The organism is Pandoraea aquatica, assembly GCF_902459565.1.
Classification (GTDB): domain Bacteria; phylum Pseudomonadota; class Gammaproteobacteria; order Burkholderiales; family Burkholderiaceae; genus Pandoraea; species Pandoraea aquatica.
Window position 1 is genome coordinate 605,541 of the sequence record NZ_CABPSN010000001.1, and the last position, 22,318, is coordinate 627,858.

Genomic DNA, 22,318 nt, shown 5'->3' on the forward strand with positions numbered 1-22,318 from the left:
CGGATCAACGTGTCGCGCAAACCGCCTCCCAGGGCACCAGCAACGTGCCGTCAGCCGCAAAGCGGAATCGCGCTTCATGCCATCCCAGTCCGAACAGCGAGAGCACGGAACTGTAGTAGCCGGGAGGCGACTGGGCGTCCAGCGAACGGGCGCGGTCAGCTTGCCCCCGTGCGAGCGCGGTATCGCCGACGGCTTGTAGCAGCGGCACGAGCGCCGCCGAGAACCCTGACCCGCCGTCTTGCTTCGCCGTGCCGTCGCGCGTGTTCACCCGCTCGGGCGGCGCGCCATGCGCACCCACGTACTTCAGCATGCCGGGGAAGGTGTTCATCAGTGCCCGAAAATCGTCGCTCCCCGGGGCGAGCATGCCCGCCCACAGGTAGACGCGAATGGCGTTGTAACTGCCCTCGCCCTGCGTCTCGGGATCGATGTCGAAACCGCGTCCCGCGCGATACATCGCCCATTCCGGCGCGAAGCCCAGCGGCGGCGCCGTCAACGTAATCTGCTTGAGGGAGGACGCAATCAATTGTCCCCAACCGCTCTCGGGAAAGAGCCCCGCCAGACGACGCACGACTTGCATCGGTAGGTAGCTGGGATTAAGACGCCAAAGGTCTTTGGCCGGATGGAAGCCCACGGGCGCGGGCAACAGCGTGCGCCCGAGTCCGGGGATGAAGTCGGTTTCTTCCGACGCAATGCGGCGGGCGACGAGCGCGCCAAGCGCCGTATAGCGACGCACGTTCCAGAGACGTCCCGCCTCGCCCAGCGCATAGGCGATCCACATATCGGCATCACTCGCCGGATTGCTGTCGAGCACGCCCCACTGACCGTCATCCTTCTTGCCCCATAGCCAGGCGGGCAGATGCGCCGTGAGGTCGCCCTGTGCGAGATTGTTGATCGTCCAGTCGAGGACTTTGTCGAAGGCGGCGCGATCGTTGGCGATGACGGCGAACGTCAGTGCGTACGCCTGCCCCTCGGAGACGGTGCGCTGGTCGGCCATGCTGTGATCGACCACACGGCCATCGTCGCTCAGAAAGCCGGTCTTGAAATGCGTCCACGCGGGCCAGTCTACCGGCGGGCACGCCTTGCCACCGGCGGCTGGCGTAGCCCCCGGCGCAGATGCGCCTGATGGCTTCGCTGCCGCAGCGGGAGCGGCATGCGCGACGGGCGTGAGACCAGCAAGCGCCGGCCCCGCACCACAGGCGACCAGCGCCCGCAGCACGGCCCGACGGCGCCGTCTGTCAGCATCGGCGCGTGTCATTTACTTCTCCAGTCGACGCGCGGCGCGACGCTGCAACCAGCCGAAACACTTGAGCGCTATCGCGAACGCCGCAAGCAACGCGACGAGACCGACCAGAATCGGATGACTCGAGAGGTGGTAACGAATGCGTGTCCACCAGCTCACGTCGCCCACGAAGTACGTCTTGCCCAATCGGTACGACGCCGTGCGGTCGCCGTTGACGACAGCCAGATCACCGTGGATCGCATTGCCCTGTGTGTCGATGGCATCGACCACGCTCAGCAGTCCGTCGTCGCTCGACGCGTTGATCGCCACCACCGAGCGCGAACTGCTCACCGGCGACTCGAAGCCGACCAGCGCCGCCAGCGGGCCTTGCGAGACCGCGTCCATGCGCTGCGGGCCGATGCGGCTGGCTGCGAGCGCAGAGCCGGTCGCGCCGTCACCTCGGTAGCCCTGAGGCTCAGCCTGCATAACGCGACGCGTCTGGTCGATCACGAGCGGCAGGTTCTTGCCCCACTTGGTCAGCAGATCCGCGGCGTCTTTACCGCCGACGACCAGCAGGTCGCGATCCTTGAAGCGGTCCGTCTGCGTGGTATCGAGCACTTCGAAGCGATCGGCATACACGCCGGTGGAGCGGCCGAACTGACCGAGCGCCGAGAACACCGTTTCCAGCTCCGCCTTGTCCGGCGTCTTCGACATCACGACAGCCGTCTGTGCAAGGTCGGCGTACTTGGTGAACGGGAAACCGCTGCCCGCGAAGAAGCTCAGATTCGGCAGCTCGGCGTAATGCGGCAGGTCGCTGAAGTCGATGGTCGAATCGGCGTCGATGGCCGAGCGCGCCGCATTGGTGATGGTCTGGCTGCACATGCCCTCCTTGTGCGGCTCCATCGCGAACTGGAACGACAGCGAGTTGCGCGAAGCGACCTGGAACGCCGGGATGCGCACTTCCTTACGATCGGCCATCGTGCCGTCGGACAGCAGTTCGACGAGCATATGGCTCTTGTCGCTGCTCGCACCCGCCGAACGCAGACGATAGGCGCGCACGAACTGGTCGTTGATCGACACGCTCATCGACGAGTCGTCCGGCTTGACCGGCGGCGTGTAGCGATACTTCAGATCCATCGGCACGCCGGTGTTTTGCCACGTCAGCAAATCGGCCGGGAGATTCAGTTGGATGCGGATCGGCCACGGCATATAACCGTTCGCCTGTAAGTCACTCGGGTTGTCGACCAGCTCACCCAGCTTCACCGGGCGGTCGGTGCGCACCCAGCGCGGCGCGTCGTAGGCCGGACGCGGCGGCAATTGCTGAAGCTCGGCGATGCGCGTCGCGTCGCCCGAGAGCGCCGCCCGGCCCGACACCAGCGCCAGCGCAGCCGTCTCCAGATCCTTGGCGTCGCGCCCCTGAATCACCAACAGCTTGAGCGACGGATCGTTCGGATTCGACACCATGCGCAACGTCGGCGCATCGACCTTGGGCAGATCGAGGCCGGGCAGCATCGTGTCGTTCGTCACGAACGCAATGCCATGCTTGGACGGGAACGCATTCACGCTGACCGGGAAGCGCGTACGACGGTAGTCGCCAATCGCGCCCGCCCATGTCGCCACCACGCCCGCGGCGTGGACCACCGCCAGCGACGGCGGCGCGCCGAACACGAACGGCACGGACTGATCGCGGTTGTCGTGACGGTCGAAGAACGGCGCGGGCAGCGTCGACAGATCGTTGCGCAGCGTGAGCGGCTGCGTGCTCGTGACGATCTCGCTCTGCGGGCTGATATCGGCCCACAGGCTCGAATGCATCGGATCTTCGCACTCCATCGTGTAATGCCCGATGAGCACGAGACGCACACGATTGAAGCCCGAGAGCATGCGCGCGTCGAGCGGAATGTCGCGCACGAGATTCTTGCCGCCGTCCTGCTTGTTGAACGGCAACGTCGCGATCAGCTCTTCGTTCAGATAAACCTTGAGCTGCGAGAGATCGGGAATTAGCGCGGGGGAATAGGTGTAGCGCAATCGGAGCAAGGCCGATGCGACCGACTGATCGAGTCGGATTCCGAAGTTGACGTCGCCCGACCCCTCGGTGCCGCGCAGACGCAGCCCGTTCGTCTGCCCCAGTTGGGCGAACGTGACGGTGCGCTGACTGGTGCCGGGCACAGGCGCGATGACCGCCGCCGTTGCGCCGGACACATCCGCTGCCGCACTCGCGCCAGAGGCGACTTCCGGTGCGGCGGCCGGTGCCGGTGCTTTGCCTGTTCGGCCTCCGGTGGGCGCTGCTCCCGCAAGCATGACACCACCGGGGTCCATCGCTGCGGCAACCAGCAGACAGATGGCTGAGACCTTCGTGTAACGCGACCAAGACGCTCGAAGCTGCATGTGTGATGCCTCGTCTGTTCTTGCGCTGCATGTTCGCCACATCCACACAAACGACGCCCCATTGACCCGACGTCACATCACGTCGTCACGCAATCCGAAGATTGCCGAGGTCCGGCGGGACAGCGCAGTTCATGTGTCTGGAAATGGCACGTTGCGCCATGCTAGCTTGCCTCGGTGGGAGTGAGCAAGCAGACGTTAGGGTCTGTTCACATTAATACGGGCTCGTGAACGTGTTCTACCGGCTGGCTGGCAAGGCGCTCGCAGCGCAGCTTGGTCGCCCCAAGCAAGCTGCGGGCAACGCCGCCAGACGGCCGGTAGGGCACGTTCCCTTCGGGTTGTCCACCCAAAGGGGCGATCGCGGCGTCATGATCCTCACGAATATTACCGATATTCGCTTCGGCTCATTCCTTGCGCTCGCCCCTTTGGCCGGGCAACACGAGCCCGTATCAATGTGAACAGACCCTAGCCTTCAAGTGTCGTGCGGCGGGTACATCGGTCGACCGGCCGGCATGGGAATTGCCCTGTGTGCGACGCACCGTATAGAATGCCCGGCATGAGCCAGACCGAACTCTCCTCCTCCGCTGCCGGCCCGTCCGACGCGCGCATGGTCGAACATGCGGCTGGGTCTGTCGCCGCCCCTGGTGCCAGCCTTCCCGTGGCTGAAGCCGCGGATCAGCACGCAGATGGGCACGCGGCAGAGCATGCCGCCGATGCGATGATCGAGCGCCGTTATCCGTCGGATATCGACCGGTTGCGGGAAGTCGTCGGTACCGACGTGCTGCCCCACTACCGCGACGAGCAGGCCATCGTCGCGAGCGAGCAGGCCAGCGAACAGTGGCCGCATCTGGTGGCCGTCGCGAACGCCCGCGCAGGCGCTGCATCGGCCTCGCCACTCTCTCGATCTTCGAAGCATTCAAGCCGGACGAGCTGACCCCGCATGCGAGACGCTTCCATCGTCGCCGCGTTCGATTTCGACGGGACCATTTCCACCACCGATAGCCTGCGCGTGTTCGTGCGCCGCACCGTCGGCACACCGCGCTTCGTCACGGGCGCATTGCTCGCGTCGCCCTGGCTGATCGGGGCTGCCCTGAAATTCATCGACCGGGGCACGGCCAAAGCGGCGTTCCTGCGCGCGGTCTTCGCGGGACGCTCCCGAACGCAACTCGAAGCGGACGCACAAGAATTCATCGCACATCAGTTGCCCAGCCTGCTCCGTCCCGAGATGCTCGCGCGCGTGCGTCAGCACCGGGCGCTAGGGCACCGAATCGTGCTCGTGAGCGCTTCACCCGGCCTGTATCTGCGTCCGTGGGCGGCAAGCGTCGGTTTTGAGACCGTGCTCAGTACCGAACTGGCCTTCGATGCACAGGATCGCTTCGCCGGGACCTTCGCCCAGCCGAACTGCTGGGGCCCCGAAAAGGTGCGACGCCTCGAAGCGTGGTGGGGCAACACGCCGCCGCGTGTGCTCTTCGCTTATGGCGACAGCCGGGGCGACAAGGAAATGGCCGAGCGCGCAGACCATGCGTGGATCCGGGGTCAGGGCAAGCTGATGCCGCTCACCGACGCCGACGCCCCTGCGCGCGCCCTGTGAGTGCCGGAGCGCTTGCATCGCGATGACGCCCACGCCGCCGACACCGCCGCCCCCTGAATTGCCGCCGCCGGGACGCCGCGTCGCATGGATGTCGCGCCTGGCACGTCTGGAGCCGGTGGCATTCTCGCGCTGGGACGCCGTTCACGCCGCCCTGTCCGTCGCCGTCCCGACGGCCATCGGTGCTGCCATCGGCTACGGCGCCGACGCGTCGCTCATCGCGCTCGGCGCACTGCCCGCCATCACCGGTGACCGCACCGGCCCTTACCGCTCGCGCGCCCGCTCCATCCTGATCACTATCGTGACGGGCGTGCTCGGCTTTCATGCCGGGATGCTGATCCACAGCGTAGGCGAGACCCATCCGTGGCTGGCCCACGTGCTGCTGCAAATCGCCATCCTGCTCTTCAGCTTCATCGGCACGTTCGGCAACGTGGCGTCCGCCGCGACGTTGCAGGGCGCGGTCTACTTGATCGTCGGCTGGGGTCTGGCGCTGCCGCCGCCCGAATGGCGCGCGCCGTTGCTGCTCGCCGCCGGCGGCATCTTCAGCATGCTGCTCATGGCCGTGCATTGGTTCCGGCACCCCGGCGCGGCCGAGCGCGATGCCGTCGCGGCCATCTACCAACAACTGGCGAACGTGCTCGACGCGAGCGGCACGCCGCGCGTGAGACTGGCCCGACGCTCGCTCGAAAACGCCATTGCCGCCGCTTACGACACCTTGCTCACCGCACGGGCGAGCACGTCGAGCGGCTGGGAAGTGCTGGAGCGCCGCGCCGCGCAGATCCTTGCCGCCGAGCCGATTACGTCAGCCGTGATCGGGCTGGTGCAGAGCGGACAGCCAGTGCCCGCGCCGCTGGGCAAAGCGCTCTATGGTGTGGCACGCAGCATTGCGCGGGACCGGCCAGTGGCGCTCGACACCGCCGTCTCGGCAGCCAAGGAGAACGACGCACCGACGCTGGCTGCCGCCTTGCATCGCTCCGAACCGCTGCTCACCGGCGTCGTGCATGCGTCCGAAGCCCCGCTTGTGGCACTGGCCCGTCATCAGGCGCGCGCCGCCGTGCATCCGAGATGGATGCCCAAATGGCCGTGGCCGGACGTCTGGCGTTACCTCGTGCGCATTGGTTTGTGCGTGCTCGTCGCGCAGATCTTCATCGCCGTGACGGCGCTGCCGCGCTCGTACTGGGTGCCGCTGATCGTCGTGGTCATCTTCAAGCCGAACTACGGCTCCGTGTTTGCACGCGCGTTGCAAAGCGGTGTGGGCAGTATCGTCGGCGTGGCCGTGTCGGCGGCCGTCGTCGCCATCGACCGCAACGGGTGGTTCAATCTCGTCACGCTGATACCGCTGGCGGCGTGCTTACCGTGGGCTTTGCGACGGAACTACGGGCTGTTCAGCGCGTTGCTCCTGCCGATTCTGATGCTGGTGATGGGGGCGTTGCAGCCGGGCAATCAGGACATTGCGCTGGCGCGCTTCATCGATGCTGTCGCGGCCTGCGCCATTGTGCTGCTCGTCGGCTATCTGCCGTGGGCGAAGTGGGAGCGCCGTCAACTGGACGAGCGGGTCGCGAACGCGCTCGATGCGCTTGGCCGTTACGCGGCCCTGGCGGACACGCATGACGCCGACGCGGCGTTTGCGGCGCGACGCGCGGCATACAAGGCACTGGACGACACACGCGTCGCCTTGCAGCGGGCGCTGTCCGAACCGCCGCTGGTGAGCCGACGCGCCGCGCGTTGGTGGCCGGCGCTGGTGTCGATGGAACGCGTGGCGAATGCGATCACCGACACCGTCCCGCATGGGGATGATCACGATGCGCCGGTGCATCCCGGCGCGGCGATTCTCACGCACATGGCCGCGGCGTTGCGTCATGGTGGCCCCGTGCCCGTGCTGCCCGACGGGCCCATCGACGGCGTCGACCCGATCCTCGACCGCGTGCTGCGTGAGGCCATCGGCATGCTCTTCGGCGCACCGGACAAATCCGACTGAAAGACCGGCTTTCGGTTCGCTCTCGGCCGGCTTTCGGCCCGGACACGTGCCAACGCAGGCATAATGCGGGCTTACGGCGCGCCCACGGTGTGCCGCCACGCCTTTCAGAAGACCTCGCATGAACAATACCCCGACGCTAGACTGGACCGAAGACGGTCGCCCCGTCACCGCCCGCTGGCGCTCAGAAGCCGGCGTCACGCCGCCGCGTCGCGTCGAAGTCGTCGACGACACCGTGACGGCCGACGAAGCCTATCAACTCGCCTGCGGCGGCACCGCTCTGCTCTATCGCGGCGATTACCAGAACGCACGTCAGCTGATGCAAGCGATGGCACGTCGCGTGGACCGTCCGCCGCATCGCCCGCGTCGCAAACCGGCTGCCAAGGATGCCCCGGCCCCAAGTCCGGCCGACGCGTTCCACAAGCACCGCATGGCACAGGCGCAACGTGCGCGCATTCTCGGCATGGTGTTGATCCCGCTGGACGCCGACTACGGCATCCCGCTGCGTCGCGCGCCGGAAGTTCGTGAAGCCTGCACCGAAGCATGGGGCGCACCGGACGCTAACGCCTCGGTCGCCTCGCTGCGTGAAATTCTCGGTCTGATCGGTGCGCACGAGTGGCGCAAGAAGGGTGTCGCGATCCCGGCACTGGGGGCTTCCATCCACCCGTGGTACGGCGTGTTCTCGCCCGTGCGCGGCGAGTATCTCCAACTGATCGATCAGGCGCCGCTGCCCGCCACGTCGCTCGCTTTCGACGTCGGCACGGGTACGGGCGTAATTGCTGCGCTGCTCGCCCGTCGTGGCGTTCAGCAGGTCATCGGCACCGACCGCGACGCCCGCGCACTGGCCTGCGCGCGGGAGAACATGACGCGTCTTGGTTACGACCGCTCGGTGAAGATCGTCGACGCCGACCTGTTCCCGGAAGGCAAGGCACCGCTGATCGTTTGTAACCCGCCGTGGCTGCCGGCGAAGGCCAACGCGCCTATCGAGCACGCCATCTACGATCCGGACAGCCAGATGCTCAAAGGCTTCCTGAACGGGCTCGCTGCGCACCTGAGCCCGGGCGGCGAAGGCTGGCTGGTGATGTCCGATCTCGCCGAGCATCTGGGCTTGCGCACGCGTGAGACGCTGCTGTCGTGGATTCACGGTGCGGGGCTCGTGGTGCAGGCGCGTCACGACGTGCGCGCGAATCACCCGAAGGCGGCCGACGCCAACGATCCTTTGCATGCAGCCCGACGCGCCGAAGTAACGTCGCTGTGGCGTCTGGGTGTGCGTCCCGCCTAAGCTCGGGGACGCATGACTGGTGCATGACTCGTAAGTGATCCAAGAAGATCCGACGGCGAACGCCGTCGGTGAACATCGGATCAGCGGTGCGCTTCAAGGTAAGCGGCCGCGCCATCGCCCGCGACACAGGCGCTCGCAAAGCAGGCCGTCAGCAGATAGCCGCCAGTGGGTGCCTCCCAGTCCAGCATCTCGCCTGCGCAGAACACGCCGGGCAAAGCCTTCACCATCAGGTGGGCATCCAGTGATTCCAGCGACACACCACCGGCGCTGCTGATGACTTCGGCAATCGGCCGGACCCTGAGCAACGTCAGCGGCAAACGCTTGATGCCTACGGCCAGCGAAGCGGGATCGTTGAACGTCTCGCGAGACAAGCATTCGCGCAGCAGTGCCGCCTTCACGCCCGCGATACCCAAACGACTCTGCAAGTGGCTCGCCATCGAACGTGACCCGCGCGGACGCGCCACTTCACCCGCCACGCGCTCTGCGCTCCAGTCCGGCAGCAAGTCCAGATAGACCTGCGCGCTGCCGCTCGACCGGATGGCATCGCGAATCGGCGCGCACATCGCATAGACGAGACTGCCTTCGATACCGTGTTCGGAGATCACGAATTCGCCCTGCCGCGTGGTGCCATCGGGCAAGGTCATCGTGACGGACTTCACGGGATGACCCGCGAAGCGCTCGCGCATGTGCGGCGTCCAGTCCGCCTCGAAGCCCGCATTCGCCGGAATCAGCGGTGCGACGCTAACACCGTGCTCGCGTAGTGACGGCACCCACGCGGCGTCCGAGCCCAGTTGCGGCCAGCTCGCTCCGCCAAGTGTGAGCACCACCGCTTTCGCACGGACCTGACGCTCGCCGGACGGCGTAGCAAAGCGCAGATGATTCGGCCCCGCAGCGGCGTTCTCGTCCCACCCTAGCCAGCGATGCCGCACGTGCAGACGCACCCCCGTCGCGCGCAGGCGCGATAGCCACGCGCGCAACAAAGGTGCCGCTTTCATGTCGACGGGAAACACTCGACCGGACGTGCCCACGAACGTGTCGACCCCCAAGCGGTGAGACCACGAACGCACGTCGTCCGCGCTGAAGCGACGCAACCACTGACCGACAGCCCCGGCGCGCTTGCCGTAGCGCGCCACGAACGGCTCGGCGGATTCGCTATGCGTGAGGTTCATGCCGCCCTTGCCCGCCATCAGGAACTTGCGCCCGACCGAGGGCATGGCGTCGTACACGTCCACGCGCCAGCCCGCTGCCGACAGCACTTCGGCCGCCATCAGACCGGCCGGTCCCGCGCCGATCACCGCCACATCGACAACATCGATGGTGTCGGTCGGTGCAGCGTTCGGATCGTCGGATGCGGAATGGAGTGCGTTCAATGGGGGCATGCTGGAATAGGAGGAAAACCGGCGCGGGAAACCCACGCGCCGAAGGCCGTTATTGTCCCACATCGGTGACGTATGGCGACGTCAAAAGCCCTGTCGATGTGACGCAAGAGCGCACTTTCGACGCGTTGGCGTTACAATCGCTCCCCCCGCATTTTTCATCCGTCCTGTCGCCATCGACACGCCTGTCCGGCAACCGTTGCCAGTGCATGCGCGTCGTTCATGCTCAGGACGTTCAAACGTGGAGTCGCGCATGTCGTCATCCGAACCGTCGTCGATGGGACGTACCGCTTACGCCAGTTTCGCCGAACGTTACGCCGAGATTGCCGTCACCAAACCGCACAACGCGCTGTACGAGCGCCCTGCCACACGCCAGTTGCTGGGCGACGTCACGGGTCTGCACGTGCTCGATGCGGGCTGCGGACCGGGCATCAACAGCGCATGGCTTGTCGAGCAAGGGGCGACCGTCCATGGCATCGACGTGACGCCCGAAATGATCGAGCTTGCGCGCAAACGCTGTCAGGACATGACCGCCGACTTCGACGTGCAGGATCTCGGCACGCCGTTCGGCACACTCGCTGACGACAGCTTCGACGCGATCGTCAGCGCCCTCGCACTCGATTACGTGGAAGACCTCGGGCCTACGTTCCGTGAATTCGCACGCGTCGCCAAACCCGGCGCAACGCTGGTCTGGTCGATGGGACACCCCATGCGCGACTGGCTCGACGAGCGCACGCGACGCAACCGCAGCTACTTCGAAATCACACGCTTCGGTATGTACTGGAGTGGGTTCGGCGAGCCGAAGCCCTTTGTGGAGTCTTACCGTCGTCCGCTGGCAGGCATTCTCAACGCCGCCGCCGCGGCTGGCTGGCAGCTCGAACACATGGTCGAGCCGCTCCCGCTGCCGGAGATGAAAGCCGTCAGCCCCCGGCTCTATGACGAGCTATCCCTGGCCCCCGCGTTCATGTGTCTGCGGGCACGGCTGGAGAAGCCCGCGCGATAAATTGGGTGCGGGTTTGGGCGCAGGCCACGCTCAGTTGAATCGTCACGATTCGTCGCGCGCACCCCACGGAATCAGCATCGTGGCGGTGCACGTCGCCCCCGCCAGTACGGCGGCCACGCCGTAGCGGGACACCTCGGGCAGGTTGAAGAGCAAACCGTGGATTGTGGCGAAAATGCCGCCCAGCATCACGAACGCGGCGATGGAGGCAATGCAGACGCGGGTATCGGAGCACATACGGCACCTCGCAACGAGGCCACGCCCGTTGCGAAGCCAATGCTTCAATCACGAGATTTCACGAGACCGGCGGCGACGCCACATCGGCGCATGCCGGGGCCGCGCGAACTTCGGATGGCTTCGACGGCGTCCCTCGATTTCAGTGTAGGACGCCGTTTCGCAAACGGTAAGCCGTGCTTATACGGCCCGGCCTTCGTGCAGCGAAAATATCGGAAGTCAGGACTTTGACTTGGTCTCGGCCTCGCTGTCGCGCGGCCAGGGGGTGAGCATCACAACGACAAACAAGATGCCGAACATCACTGTGATCACCCCGCCATGCATGACGTGGGTTTTGTCGTAGAGCAAACCGTGGATGGTGGCGAATGCCCCGCCAAGCGTCATGAAGGCCGCAATCGAGGCGATGACGACGCGAAATTCCGAGCCCATAGCGACTCCTTATAGTTATCGGCAATGGTGCCGCGCGCGAAGCTTCGTCAGTTCGCTACATCGGTTTGCTTCGTAACTTCTTGCGGCAACACCAGTGTACGCCGAACGCCATGACTCGCCAATTGAGTCGTATGCCTAACCATCCGGGGTTTGATGCGCGTCAATATCACGGCTCTTTGTGGTCGTTTTCGGCCATGAGGCAGCCCGCCGAACCCCACCTTCACCTCATGGGAAGAAGGCTGCCTGGCGGGCAGTTGCTCAACTGTCGCTCGGCGGTCGCTTAGCGACGCGCGCTCTGACTTTGCGCCCAGCGGAAATGCCCGCTACGTAGCAGGACGGGACCGGGAAGTCCCATCGCCAGATATTCGCGCGTGAGGGCATGGATGCGGCTGCGGCCGTGTTCGAACGCGTGAAGCAGGTCGTCGGCGCGTGCCGAGTGGGCGTGGAAGTGGGATTCCAGCGCTTCGGCGGAGACGGCACAATCGATCGGCCGACCATTGACGACGACAGCAAACTCGATCGTCAGCTCTTCGTAATTGAACATGGGACGGTGATCCGGAAACTCGATCTGCATGGCGGCACCCCCGGGTTGACGAAAGGACGCAATCGACGTGTCGGCCGACACGTTCCATCCAGCATAGTGCATCGCTGAACGATCGGAAAATTGCATCGCTTATCGGTTCGTCACGATCGATTGGGGAAGGTTCCGGATCACTCGAATTTCGACATTTAGCGTTAATTAATCATCGCAAGCTCATGATTACCAACAAGTAACTCAACCAGCGACGTTGCGCCGACCGAGAAACTCAACGAAGCCTGCGACAAAATCCCGCAGTTGCTGACGCACGGCGTCGTCAACAAGATTGCCGTCCGCGTCGACGGCCTTGTTCGCGTGCGACACCATCAACCGCCCCTGCCACCACGGCGTGGTTTGCAACGTATGTAGCACCGGCAACCAGGCGTTCTGGCTGAGGATGGTGCCGAAGCCACCGGGCGATGCGCCCATGATCGCCACCGGCTTGTCGCGGAACACCCGCGCACTATCCGCCGGCGGACGCGATAGCCAATCCAGTGCATTCTTGAACACGCCCGGCATGCCGTTGTTGTACTCGGGCGTCGCGAGCAGCAGGCCGTCGGCCTGTGCAATGGCGTCCTTGAGCGTCGTCACAGCCGACGGAATCCCGTCGCTCGCTTCCAGATCGCCGTCATATAGCGGAATGCCGTGAAGCGTTCTGACGTCTAACGTGACGCCCGCCGGTGCTACCGCCTTGGCTGCCATCAGCAAGGCCGTGTTGTAAGAGCCCTTGCGCAGGCTGCCGGACAAACCAATGATCGTCGTCATCGAATCGACTCCTTTCGTTGCAAAGCGGAATGGGTTGACGGTGGCGTGATGCTCGGTGCGGCTCAGGACACGCGTTGGAAGGGGTACAGGCTGCTGCCGAGACCGAGCAGTTGCGTGAGTTCGTCAAGCGCGGTGCGGCACTCGTTCAGCAACGCCGGATCGGCCAGATCGGCCACCGCTAGCCGGTCGCGGTAGTGACGTTTCACCCAATCGGTCAACGTGGCGTAACGTGCGTCGTCCATCCACAGCCCCGCGTGCGTCGCCTGACGCTCCTCGTCGGTGAGCACCACGCGCAGCCGCAGACACGCGGGCCCGCCGCCGTTACGCATGCTTTCGCGCAAATCGAAGACGTGCAGCTCGCGAATCGGCCCGCCGCTGGCGACCAGCGACTCCAGATAACGCCATACGGCCGGGCGCTCGCGGCATTCCTGTGGCACAACCAGCCGCATGCCGCCGCCCGCCTTCGGCGAGCGTGCCAGCAACTGGCTGTTGAAAAGGTAACTGCCGACGGTGTCTTCCATCGACACGTCGGCCGCCGAGACCTCGACGACTTCGAGCGACGTGCCCTGCGTGGCCAGCCGCTCGCGCAGTGTGGCCAGCACGGCGGCCTGATCGAGGAACGCCTGCGCATGGCAGAACAGCACGTTGCCGTTGCCTACCGCGATCACGTCGTTATGGAAGACGCCTGCGTCGATGGCGTCGGGATGTTGCTGGGCGAAGACGACATCTGCCTCGTTCAACCCGTGCAGGCGAGCGATGGCCTGACTCGCTTGCAGCGTTTGACGCGCAGGAAAGCGCCGGGGCGCTGCGGCGGTGGCGAGGTCGTCGCGACCGTAGACGAAGAATTCGACGCCGCGCTCGCCGTACGCGCCGCACAGCCGCGTGTGGTTGGCGGCACCTTCATCGCCGAGCGACGGCCAGCCGGGCAAAGCATCATGATGGGCAAAGCGAGCCTCGTCGGGAAACGCGGCACGCAGCACGCGCGACGTGGTTTCGTGCTCGATGGCGCGATGCAGCTTGCTGCAAAGGTTCGCTGCGGTGAAGTGCACGCGGGCGTCGGACGTGTCGGCCGACGGACTAACGGTGGCGGCATTGGCCGTCCACATACTTGCCGCCGAACAGGCAGCCCCCAACAACGCCGGCGCACTGCGGGCGACCTCGCGGATGACGGTGCCGTCGTCCCCCGAAAACCCGAGCGTGCGCAACAACGCAACCGACGGACGCTCTTGCGGCGGCAACACGCCCTGCGCATAGCCCATGTCGGCCAGCGCCTTCATCTTGGCAAGCCCCTGCAACGCGGCCTCGCGCGGGTTCGACACCCGATTGGCGTTGTTAGCCGACGCCACATTGCCAAACGACAAACCCGCGTAGTTATGCGTGGGGCCGACCAATCCGTCGAAGTTGGCTTCGAGGGCAAAACGCGTCATGTGAAATCCTGAGAGAAAAACCCAAACCCGGAGACGTATATCCTACGGCACTGCGTACAGCAATCTGCGGCATTGTGCCCGAATCAGGCCGTGCCAAAATCCAGTCCCGGACTCAGTCGCTCCGGCATCACCGCGCGTTCGGCCTCCATCGACGCTATCGGGTACGCGCAGTAATCGGCGGCGTACCAGGCACTTGGCCGATGATTGCCCGACGCCCCCACACCACCGAACGGCGCGGCCCCCGCCGCTCCTGTCGTCGGACGGTTCCAGTTGACGACGCCCGCCCGTATCTCGGCGAGAAACTGTTCGTATCGTGCGGGATCGTCGGACAGTAACCCGGCGGCAAGTCCATAACGGGTGCGGTTCGCGAGCTGGATGGCGTCGTCGAACGTGTCATAACGCAACACCTGAAGCAACGGCCCGAAGTACTCCTCGTCGGGTAACGCATCGCGTTCAACAAGGGCGGTCACGTCGATCAGACCCGGCGTCAACAATGCCGAGCGACCATCGGGCTGGGACAGCGGCAAGATGGCACGCGCCCCCATCCCCAACAAGTCGGCCTGTGCGGCCGTCATGCGTCGTGCGGCCTGCAACGACACCACCGCGCCCATGAACGGCTGCGGTTCGGCGTCGTAGCGTCCGACGCTGATACGTTGCGTGACGGACACCAACCGCTCGATGAATGCATCGCCCTGCCCGCCTTTGGGTACCAGCAACCGACGCGCGCAGGTGCATCGCTGTCCGGCGGATAGAAAGGCCGACTGAACGGCGACGTGTACTGCCGCATCGATGTTCGCCGGCGTGTCGACGATCAACGGATTATTGCCCCCCATCTCCAGCGCAAGCATCTTGTCCGGCCGGCCCGCGAATTGTTGGTGGAGGGCGCGCCCCGTGGCGGAACTGCCGGTGAAGCACACACCGTCGATATCGTCGTGCGCGGCCAGCGCAACACCAGTGTCGCGCGCACCTTGCACAAGATTGAGAACACCCGGCGGCAAGCCGGCTTCGATCCAGCATGCCAGCGTGCGCTGTGCGACGCCGGGTGCCAGTTCGCTCGGCTTGAACACCACGGTATTGCCTGCGAGAAGCGCTGGCACGATGTGTCCGTTGGGGAGATGTCCGGGAAAATTGTACGGACCGAAGACGGCCATTACGCCGTGGGCGCGGTGCCGCACGGCACTTTCGCCGTCGGCGACGGGACTGCGGCGCTCGCCGGTTCGCTCCTGATAAGCCCTCGCCGAGTTGACCACTTTGGCCGACATCGTTGCGACCTCGGTGCGTGCTTCCCAGAGCGGCTTGCCGGTCTCGCGGCCGATGGCGTCCGCCAGTGTTTCCGTGCTCGCTGTGACGATAGCCGCGAAGCGTTGCAACACGGCCAGACGCGCATCGACGCCTAGCCGCGCCCAGTCGCGTTGGGCACGACGCGCCGCCTTGACGGCTGCATCGACGTCGGCAGCATCGGCGGCATGCCCACGCCAGACGACGTCACCCGACATCGGATCGAGAGAGCGGAATTGCGCACCGTTGCCAGCACGCCAGACACCTTCGATGTACAGATCGGTCATGAGTCGCAATCCCGGAGGCCACGCCCGATGATGCGGCGTGCGATGCGGACCATGATGACACGGATTCGACAGACGGAACAATGCGCAGCCGTTGGATGCGGCGGCAAACGCTTGTCCCCGGGTATGCGCGACGTCACATGACAGTCACGCCATGGACACGCATAGAATACGAGTCAGCTTTAGGAGAATGCTCATCATGACCGACGCCAAACGTTCGGCCCTTCGTCATTGGCTCAGTGACGTACGCGAATCGCGAGATCATCCCCATGACGCCGGCATCGATCCTTGTGGTGTGCGCTGGCAGCGACACGCAGAAGGCGTGTTGGAACTGACGCCGCCCGGACTGGCGGCTAACGCCGACACGTCAGATGCGTCGGATTCGTCCGATGGCACCTCCCCATCTGCGGCAGGCTATCGTTATGACGCGATCCTGTCCTGCGGCATTCACGGCGACGAGACGGCCCCCATCGAAATCGTCGACGGTATTTTGCGCGACATCGCCGACGGAAAGTTGACGCTGCGCGAGCGTGTGCTCGTCGTGCTCGGCAATCCGGATGCCGTGCGTGCAGGTAAGCGCTATCTTGAATACGATCTCAACCGCCTGTTTCAGGGTGCGCATGCCAAACGCGCCGAGTCGCCCGTCGTTCAGCGCGCACGCGAGCTGGAAGTCATCGTGGCGCAGTTCTTCGCAGGGGTGGACGGCGTACGCCGTCAGCGACGTCATGTCGACATGCACACTGCGATTCGCGCTTCGCTGTTTCCCCGCTTTGCCGTCGTTCCAGGCACCCCGGAGCGTCCCCCTCAGGCGACTTGGTTCGACGCCCTTGCCGCCGCCGATATCGAAGCGACGATGCGCACCGAACAGCCGTCCGTCACGTTCTCGTACTACACCTGCGCGCGTTTCGGGGCCGAGAGTTGCACGCTGGAACTGGGCAAGGTCGCGCCCTTCGGCGAGAACCGGCTGGAGGACTTCGCGGGCATCGACGCCGCGTTGCGCCGATGGTTGTCCGGCGGCGACATGGCCGCGCGCGACGATGGGCAGGTGTTGCAGGCGAAGCGCTTTCGCGTGGCGGCCGAAATCGTGCGTCGTACGGATGCCTTCGTCCTCGACGTGCCCGCCGACACGCCGAACTTCACGGCGTATCCCGCAGGCACCGTACTGGCGCGCGACGGTGAGAACACCTACACCGTTTCGCACCCGGAAGAACGCATCGTGTTTCCCAATCCGAATGTGGCGAACGGCCTGCGTGCAGGCGTCATGGTCGTGCCCGAGTGAATGAGGTGCGGGACATCCTGACGATTGGCGACGTTTTGCGTGATGACCCGTGTCGTGTCACAGGTCACGCTCGACGGCACCTACGCAGGATTGCGAATGAACGTTTTTAAACGCCTGTTCAGGCGTCGTCGTCGCGCAGGGATACAGGTAGCATCGCCCACTTCATTTCTCCTGCGAAACGGCCGCGGGCGGCGCGGGTAAAGGGAATTGGGAAAGCGCGCGTGTCCGGCCGTCCACCGACGACATGCCTTACGAACTCTCGCTCGCCTCTCCTTACTTTTCACGCGTCAACGCGTTGAGCGTCGACCGCGCGACGGCCACACCATCGACCGAACCGGGGTGTCATCTCGTCGACGATTTCACTCGCGCGCAGCAGGCCGCCCGCCTTCTGACGCAGGGCCATCGCGCCGCCCGGATCACCGCTGTCGCACAGGCGATTCCCCGTGAACAGGGTGACGAACTCTCGCTGGTGCTGCGCCGCACCGCCAACCTGGCATCGTCGCGTAGCGCACAACGGGAACGCACCTTTGCGTCAGGCATCTCCATCGCACGGGACGCCCCCGGCGCGGCCGATCAGATCTACACGATGCTGCGTGACGAGGTCGCCGTGCCTGCCCTTCGCCGCTTTGAGCGCATGCACGGCAATGACGCGTCACGCGCCAGGTCCGTAGCGCCCGCATCGCGCAATGCCGCACGGCCCAGCACGATGACGGCCACACCGCCGTGGTTCGATGAACTGCTCCCGCATCTGCGCACGGAATCGCAACTGCTGGCGCAGCGCGGCCTGTGCGTCGACAAGGTCCGGCATCGGCTCGATGCGCTCTTTCGTCATGAACATCCCGGCATCTCCTGGCGCGCGATGCAAATCGGTCTGGCGCGTGACGCGTTTCCTTTCGCCCTAGGCTCCACGGTGCTCTCCGTACTCGCGGACACCGTCGATCCTCAACGGCGTCTGGCGCTCATGTGGCCCCCCGTCGAAGCGATGGGGGTCGTGCTGATCAACCTGATCGGCATGGCGCGCTTTACCGCCGGGCACCCGGAGCTGGCGAGCCGGTTGGGGCACCTCACCCCCACGCAATCGCTCGAAGCCGTCAGCATGATGCTGCGCCATCCGGTACGCGACGTGGCGGCACATGTAATCGGCTTCGTGTTTTGCTACGGCGTCGTGCGCAATCTGGCGCGAATCGCTGCGGAAGCCGGGCTGTCGACTGCCGTGCCGGGCATCATGGCGTATCGGTTCGGCAACACGATCCACGCCGCGCTCGAGATCTTGTTGTGTCCGATTCCCGGCGCATTCCTCGGCCCGATCATCGACCGCATCGCGCTGGACCCGGACCATGCCCGGCTCGAACCGCTGTTGCAGGATCGCTTTGCAGACCTGATCTGCAAGATGAGCGACGACGTCCCGCCGGCGGGCGGCGAGTCGTTCTGGCCCGCGTTTCAGGCCGCCTTCGGGGGATTGCTGCGCTCCGGTGCCCCCAAGGCCATCTGGCTCACGCTGACCCTCGGCTTCTATTTTCTATCGACGTTTCACGGTGCGGCCTCGACGAATGCGGAGATCGACGATGCGCTCGCCCCTTCCGGCACCGACGAGACTGTCTGGGAAAACGCGCTTGCGCTGCGCGCTAACACGACCGCGTCCCCGGAGACAGGCAGCGCTGCGGGGGGCGGCGTCGACTGGCACACGCAGGCGGTGCTCAGCGTGCTCTACGGACTGATCGCGTCCTTCGTGTCGATGCAGGGCATGGCGTCGCGGCATGAGGCGATTACGATGGCCTACACGCGTCGGCGGGGACGCCCGAAGATCAGCACCGTCACACTGACCTCGCAGGGTGATTCGGGGCATTCATCCGGCAGCTCACACTCCGATCTGCCTGACAGTCCGGTCAGCTCAGTCAGCCCGGCCAGCGCCCGCGTGAACGCCTTTTCCGTCGCCAATGGGCAACACGCCGATGCCGACGACACCTCCGGCGACGACGCCGTCTTCCTGCCGATGAACGACGCTATCAGCACGTCGTCGGGCAGCGACGTCAGTAGCCCCGCGTCGGCTGGCCCCCATGATCCGCACCCCGGACTTCAGAGCTTTCAGGGACGCAAGCGAGGGACGTCGATCCCGCCCGCCGGTGTGTCGCCGCCCGCGAGACATAAGACTGGCATGGTCTCGGACGAAGACGGCGGAGGCAGTGAAGGCGAGGTCTTTCAGACGGCTTTGTGACGAAGTGTTGCGTGCACTTGCCGTGAGTGCCCCGGCGTGGCATCGTGCTCTCCAAGCGCGTTCTTTGCGCATGACACTTCAGACGGACGCACCGCACGACGCGTCATCCCCTGCCTGCCGGAGCGCCTATGCTTAATTCCACGCCGAGCGAACTCGCTCGTAACCTGCTGATCGTTCTGGTCCTCGGACTGCTGATCGTCGGCACTTTATGGGTGTTGCTGCCGTTCCTGCCCGCCTTCATCTGGGCCGTGACGATCGTCGCCTCAACCTGGCCGTTGCTCATCGGCCTCCAGCGTCGCCTATGGGGCAAGCGGTGGCTCGCCACGACGATCATGATCGTCGGCATGCTGATCATTGTGGTGGCGCCGCTCTCGGCCGCGATCGGCACGCTGATCGGACACGCCTCGGACATCAGCGATCAGGTGCACTCCTTCGGTCAGAACGGACTGCCCATGCCCCCCGACTGGCTCGCGCGCATTCCCGTAGTCGGCCAGCGCGCCAGCGAAGAATGGCAGTCGCTCGCGGCCGCCGGTCCCGGTGGCCTGGTCTCCAAGGTTCAGCCGTATGCCGTCAAGGCAGCCTCGTGGGGCTTCTCCAAGTTGGGGTCTATCGGCCTACTGGTGGTCCACCTTGGCCTCACGCTGATCATCTCAGGCATTCTTTTCATGCAGGGTGAACGCGCCGCACGGGCGCTGATCCGCATTGCGCGACGCCTCGGTGGCGATCGCGGCGAGGAGTCGGTGCGGCTGGCCGGCATGTCGATTCGCGCAGTCGCGCTCGGGATTGTCGTGACGGCCGTCACGCAGTCGTTGCTCGGCGGGCTCGGCCTCTGGCTCACCGGCGTGCCGCTGCCGGGCTTCCTGACGGCGCTGATGCTGGTGTTGTGTATCGCGCAGATCGGGCCGTTCCCGGTACTGCTCTCGAGCGTGGCGTGGCTCTATTGGCAAGACAGCCCTACGCTCGCCACGTTGCTGCTGGTGCTGTCGATCTTCATCGGCATGCTCGACAACGTCATGCGTCCGATGCTCATTCGCCGGGGTGCCGATCTGCCGATGACGCTGATTCTTGCGGGGGTACTCGGGGGAATGTTGACGTTCGGCATCGTCGGACTGTTTGTCGGCCCGGTGATTCTCGCCGTGACGTACACGCTGCTGATGGCGTGGATCAATGAGGGACTGAACCGCCCGGCAACCGCGCCTAGCGGTGCCCCGCTGGCGTCGCCTGCGGGTGGGAAGGCCTTGCCTGAAGGTGGGCCGGACACGGCACCGAAGGCGCTCTCGACGGCCGCATCGGACGTCAAGAAGCCTCGCTGAGCACGCTGTCAGCGGACCGAACGCGGGGCGCGTACGTCACGCGCCCCGTACCCATTTTTCGGATTCCTTCACCTGTCGCGCATCACCGCGACGTGGCTAAATGGCTCCCACACCCACCCGCCTTCGGGAGCCATGCAATGCCATCGACCAAGCCCACCCTCCAGACCACCCCACGCACCCGGCGCTCGCTACGCGTGCCGCGTCGCGCCCGCCTGGGGGATCCACCGTTGCTGCGGCGCGTCGCCAATGAACTGGCCTACACGCCGACACGTTGCCGTGTCACCGCAAGCCTGCTGGTGGGACGCGTCAATCCGTGGTGGCAACGCTTCCCCGCATAACGTGATCAGGTGGGCATCAGGTCGGGATCAGACCAGAACCAGGCCTGCCTCGTGCGCTCAGCGCGCCTTGGCCGGCAGGATCTTGCCGGACACGTTGCCGAAGCCGACCCGATAGCCGTCGCCCTGACACCAGCCGCTCATCACGACGGTGTCGCCGTCTTCGATGAACGAGCGCTTCGCGCCGCTGGCCAGCGTGATCGGATTCTTGCCGTTCCACGTGAGTTCGAGCAGGCTGCCGAAAGAGTCCGGCGTCGGGCCGCTGATCGTGCCCGAGCCCATCAGATCGCCCACACGTACATTGCAGCCCGAGACCGTGTGATGGGCAAATTGCTGCGCCATGCTCCAGTACATGTGACGGAAGTTCGTGCGGCAAATCGACGTTGCCTCGGCATCGCCTTCAGCTTGCAGCAGGACTTCGAGTTCGATATCGAACGCGTGCTTGCCTTGCTGTTGCAGATACGACAGCGGCTCGGGCGATTGCTCAGGGCCGGCCACGCGGAACGGTTCGAGCGCTTCCATCGTCACGACCCACGGGGAGATGGACGTACCGAACGTCTTCGCGTTGAACGGACCGAGCGGAACGTATTCCCACTGCTGAAGATCGCGGGCGGACCAGTCGTTGAGGACCACCATGCCGAAGATCGCGGCGTCGGCGTCTTCCACATTCAGCGATTCGCCAATGGCCGTTTCGCGACCGACGATGAAGCCGGTTTCCAGTTCGAAGTCGAGCTTGCGGCAGGCGTCGAAGATCGGGCGCGGCTGATCCGGCAGCTTGATCTGGCCGTTCGGACGGTGCAGCGGCGTGCCGCTCACCACTACCGAGCTGGCCCGGCCGTTATAACCGATCGGAATTTCGAGCCAGTTCGGCAGCAACGCGTTAGCCGGGTCACGGAACATGCTGCCCACGTTGGTCGCGTGTTCTTTGGACGAGTAGAAGTCGGTATAGCCCGGCACCTGCACCGGCAGATGGAGCGTGGCTTGCGCCAGCGGCACGAGCGCTTGCGCCTTGAGCGCGGCGTTCTCACGCAGTGCGGCGTCACCGTCGACAGCCAGCAGCGATGTCAGACGAGCACGCGTGGCGCGCCAGGCGGCACTGCCGAGCGCCACGAACGCATTGATCGACGGTTGGGCGAAGACGGCCGTGTCACCCGCCTTGAGCACGCCAGCGGCTTCGAGCGCCGCGAGATCGACCACCTGATCGCCAATCGCGACGCCGACGCGCGGCGTGGGCTGTGCTTGCGTGCTGAACACACCGTAGGGCAGGTTTTGCAGCGGAAAGTCCGTCACACCGGTGTTGGCGGACGCGACCCAGCTTTGCAGGAGAGCAGACATGTGGAATTCCTTGTTCGAGGTAACG

The 22,318-nt window shown here is 65.2% G+C and carries 19 protein-coding genes; 9 read left to right on the top strand and 10 right to left on the bottom strand.

The annotated features are described in order from the left end of the window. Window positions 1-4: 4 nt before the first annotated feature. Together bcsZ and bcsB are read right to left on the bottom strand one after the other, a co-directional pair. Window positions 5-1,255, bottom strand: coding sequence for a cellulose synthase complex periplasmic endoglucanase BcsZ (bcsZ, locus tag PAQ31011_RS02520; protein ID WP_174989884.1), 1,251 nt, complete (start codon window positions 1,253-1,255; stop codon window positions 5-7). Continuing rightward, a complete protein-coding gene (gene bcsB / locus PAQ31011_RS02525; protein WP_174989886.1) occupies window positions 1,256-3,604 on the bottom strand; it encodes a cellulose biosynthesis cyclic di-GMP-binding regulatory protein BcsB in 2,349 nt (782 codons plus the stop codon). A gap of 553 nt (window positions 3,605-4,157) precedes the next feature. Here bcsB and PAQ31011_RS02530 point away from each other — a divergent pair. The 4 genes from PAQ31011_RS02530 (at window position 4,158) to PAQ31011_RS02545 (ending at window position 8,446) form a co-directional block, all read left to right on the top strand. Beyond that, window positions 4,158-4,535: a hypothetical protein gene (locus PAQ31011_RS02530; RefSeq protein WP_150574324.1), complete on the top strand. Its 378-nt coding sequence runs from the start codon at window positions 4,158-4,160 to the stop codon at window positions 4,533-4,535. Between the two features lie 6 nt (window positions 4,536-4,541). Then, complete coding sequence (locus tag PAQ31011_RS02535) at window positions 4,542-5,192, top strand: HAD-IB family hydrolase (RefSeq protein WP_150574325.1); 651 nt, start codon at window positions 4,542-4,544, stop codon at window positions 5,190-5,192. A 22-nt stretch (window positions 5,193-5,214) separates the two neighbouring features. Next, complete coding sequence (locus tag PAQ31011_RS02540; RefSeq protein ID WP_150574326.1) at window positions 5,215-7,167, top strand: FUSC family protein; 1,953 nt, start codon at window positions 5,215-5,217, stop codon at window positions 7,165-7,167. 118 nt (window positions 7,168-7,285) lie between these two features. Continuing rightward, the gene (locus PAQ31011_RS02545; protein WP_150574327.1) at window positions 7,286-8,446 is read left to right on the top strand and encodes a methyltransferase; all 1,161 of its coding nucleotides are present in this window, start codon (window positions 7,286-7,288) and stop codon (window positions 8,444-8,446) included. Between the two features lie 80 nt (window positions 8,447-8,526). Here PAQ31011_RS02545 and PAQ31011_RS02550 read toward each other — a convergent pair whose 3' ends face one another. Beyond that, window positions 8,527-9,825, bottom strand: coding sequence for a TIGR03862 family flavoprotein (locus tag PAQ31011_RS02550; RefSeq protein WP_150574328.1), 1,299 nt, complete (start codon window positions 9,823-9,825; stop codon window positions 8,527-8,529). A gap of 250 nt (window positions 9,826-10,075) precedes the next feature. Between PAQ31011_RS02550 and PAQ31011_RS02555 the strand changes: the two genes are divergently transcribed. Then, window positions 10,076-10,825 carry a class I SAM-dependent methyltransferase gene (locus PAQ31011_RS02555; protein WP_150574329.1) on the top strand — a complete coding sequence of 250 codons (750 nt, stop codon included), beginning with the start codon at window positions 10,076-10,078 and terminating at the stop codon, window positions 10,823-10,825. A 42-nt stretch (window positions 10,826-10,867) separates the two neighbouring features. Here the strand turns inward: PAQ31011_RS02555 and PAQ31011_RS02560 are convergent, their stop codons facing one another. The 6 genes from PAQ31011_RS02560 to astD form a co-directional block, all read right to left on the bottom strand. After that, a complete protein-coding gene (locus tag PAQ31011_RS02560; RefSeq protein WP_150574330.1) occupies window positions 10,868-11,059 on the bottom strand; it encodes a DUF2964 family protein in 192 nt (63 codons plus the stop codon). A 216-nt stretch (window positions 11,060-11,275) separates the two neighbouring features. Next, the gene (locus PAQ31011_RS02565; protein WP_150574331.1) at window positions 11,276-11,485 is read right to left on the bottom strand and encodes a DUF2964 family protein; all 210 of its coding nucleotides are present in this window, start codon (window positions 11,483-11,485) and stop codon (window positions 11,276-11,278) included. A gap of 280 nt (window positions 11,486-11,765) precedes the next feature. Then, on the bottom strand, window positions 11,766-12,059 hold the full coding sequence (locus PAQ31011_RS02570; RefSeq protein WP_039403045.1) for a DUF1488 family protein: 294 nt from the start codon (window positions 12,057-12,059) through the stop codon (window positions 11,766-11,768). A gap of 201 nt (window positions 12,060-12,260) precedes the next feature. Beyond that, window positions 12,261-12,827, bottom strand: coding sequence for an NADPH-dependent FMN reductase (locus tag PAQ31011_RS02575; RefSeq protein ID WP_150574332.1), 567 nt, complete (start codon window positions 12,825-12,827; stop codon window positions 12,261-12,263). A 62-nt stretch (window positions 12,828-12,889) separates the two neighbouring features. Further along, on the bottom strand, window positions 12,890-14,254 hold the full coding sequence (gene astB, locus PAQ31011_RS02580) for an N-succinylarginine dihydrolase (RefSeq protein ID WP_150574333.1): 1,365 nt from the start codon (window positions 14,252-14,254) through the stop codon (window positions 12,890-12,892). Between the two features lie 83 nt (window positions 14,255-14,337). Next, a complete protein-coding gene (astD, locus tag PAQ31011_RS02585) occupies window positions 14,338-15,819 on the bottom strand; it encodes a succinylglutamate-semialdehyde dehydrogenase (RefSeq protein ID WP_150574334.1) in 1,482 nt (493 codons plus the stop codon). A gap of 196 nt (window positions 15,820-16,015) precedes the next feature. Between astD and astE the strand changes: the two genes are divergently transcribed. The 4 genes from astE to PAQ31011_RS02605 all read left to right on the top strand — a co-directional run bounded on the left by astE (window position 16,016) and on the right by PAQ31011_RS02605 (window position 20,961). After that, the gene (gene astE, locus PAQ31011_RS02590; RefSeq protein ID WP_150574335.1) at window positions 16,016-17,095 is read left to right on the top strand and encodes a succinylglutamate desuccinylase; all 1,080 of its coding nucleotides are present in this window, start codon (window positions 16,016-16,018) and stop codon (window positions 17,093-17,095) included. A 244-nt stretch (window positions 17,096-17,339) separates the two neighbouring features. Beyond that, window positions 17,340-19,310: a hypothetical protein gene (locus PAQ31011_RS02595; protein WP_150574336.1), complete on the top strand. Its 1,971-nt coding sequence runs from the start codon at window positions 17,340-17,342 to the stop codon at window positions 19,308-19,310. 128 nt (window positions 19,311-19,438) lie between these two features. Further along, window positions 19,439-20,623, top strand: a complete 1,185-nt coding sequence (ydiK, locus tag PAQ31011_RS02600; RefSeq protein ID WP_246179303.1) for an AI-2E family transporter YdiK — start codon at window positions 19,439-19,441, stop codon at window positions 20,621-20,623. A gap of 137 nt (window positions 20,624-20,760) precedes the next feature. Beyond that, window positions 20,761-20,961, top strand: coding sequence for a hypothetical protein (locus PAQ31011_RS02605; RefSeq protein WP_150574337.1), 201 nt, complete (start codon window positions 20,761-20,763; stop codon window positions 20,959-20,961). 57 nt (window positions 20,962-21,018) lie between these two features. Here PAQ31011_RS02605 and fahA read toward each other — a convergent pair whose 3' ends face one another. Then, window positions 21,019-22,293 carry a fumarylacetoacetase gene (gene fahA / locus PAQ31011_RS02610; RefSeq protein ID WP_150574338.1) on the bottom strand — a complete coding sequence of 425 codons (1,275 nt, stop codon included), beginning with the start codon at window positions 22,291-22,293 and terminating at the stop codon, window positions 21,019-21,021. Between the last annotated feature and the right edge of the window lie 25 nt (window positions 22,294-22,318).

Bases quoted from the DNA above. Each gene is read 5' to 3' on its own strand.
- bcsZ (WP_174989884.1), bottom strand. From the start codon at position 1,255: ATGACACGCGCCGATGCTGACAGACGGCGCCGTCGGGCCGTGCTGCGG.
- bcsB (WP_174989886.1), bottom strand. From the start codon at position 3,604: ATGCAGCTTCGAGCGTCTTGGTCGCGTTACACGAAGGTCTCAGCCATC.
- PAQ31011_RS02530 (WP_150574324.1), top strand. From the start codon at position 4,158: ATGAGCCAGACCGAACTCTCCTCCTCCGCTGCCGGCCCGTCCGACGCG.
- PAQ31011_RS02535 (WP_150574325.1), top strand. From the start codon at position 4,542: ATGCGAGACGCTTCCATCGTCGCCGCGTTCGATTTCGACGGGACCATT.
- PAQ31011_RS02540 (WP_150574326.1), top strand. From the start codon at position 5,215: ATGACGCCCACGCCGCCGACACCGCCGCCCCCTGAATTGCCGCCGCCG.
- PAQ31011_RS02545 (WP_150574327.1), top strand. From the start codon at position 7,286: ATGAACAATACCCCGACGCTAGACTGGACCGAAGACGGTCGCCCCGTC.
- PAQ31011_RS02550 (WP_150574328.1), bottom strand. From the start codon at position 9,825: ATGCCCCCATTGAACGCACTCCATTCCGCATCCGACGATCCGAACGCT.
- PAQ31011_RS02555 (WP_150574329.1), top strand. From the start codon at position 10,076: ATGTCGTCATCCGAACCGTCGTCGATGGGACGTACCGCTTACGCCAGT.
- PAQ31011_RS02560 (WP_150574330.1), bottom strand. From the start codon at position 11,059: ATGTGCTCCGATACCCGCGTCTGCATTGCCTCCATCGCCGCGTTCGTG.
- PAQ31011_RS02565 (WP_150574331.1), bottom strand. From the start codon at position 11,485: ATGGGCTCGGAATTTCGCGTCGTCATCGCCTCGATTGCGGCCTTCATG.
- PAQ31011_RS02570 (WP_039403045.1), bottom strand. From the start codon at position 12,059: ATGCAGATCGAGTTTCCGGATCACCGTCCCATGTTCAATTACGAAGAG.
- PAQ31011_RS02575 (WP_150574332.1), bottom strand. From the start codon at position 12,827: ATGACGACGATCATTGGTTTGTCCGGCAGCCTGCGCAAGGGCTCTTAC.
- astB (WP_150574333.1), bottom strand. From the start codon at position 14,254: ATGACGCGTTTTGCCCTCGAAGCCAACTTCGACGGATTGGTCGGCCCC.
- astD (WP_150574334.1), bottom strand. From the start codon at position 15,819: ATGACCGATCTGTACATCGAAGGTGTCTGGCGTGCTGGCAACGGTGCG.
- astE (WP_150574335.1), top strand. From the start codon at position 16,016: ATGACCGACGCCAAACGTTCGGCCCTTCGTCATTGGCTCAGTGACGTA.
- PAQ31011_RS02595 (WP_150574336.1), top strand. From the start codon at position 17,340: ATGCCTTACGAACTCTCGCTCGCCTCTCCTTACTTTTCACGCGTCAAC.
- ydiK (WP_246179303.1), top strand. From the start codon at position 19,439: ATGCTTAATTCCACGCCGAGCGAACTCGCTCGTAACCTGCTGATCGTT.
- PAQ31011_RS02605 (WP_150574337.1), top strand. From the start codon at position 20,761: ATGCCATCGACCAAGCCCACCCTCCAGACCACCCCACGCACCCGGCGC.
- fahA (WP_150574338.1), bottom strand. From the start codon at position 22,293: ATGTCTGCTCTCCTGCAAAGCTGGGTCGCGTCCGCCAACACCGGTGTG.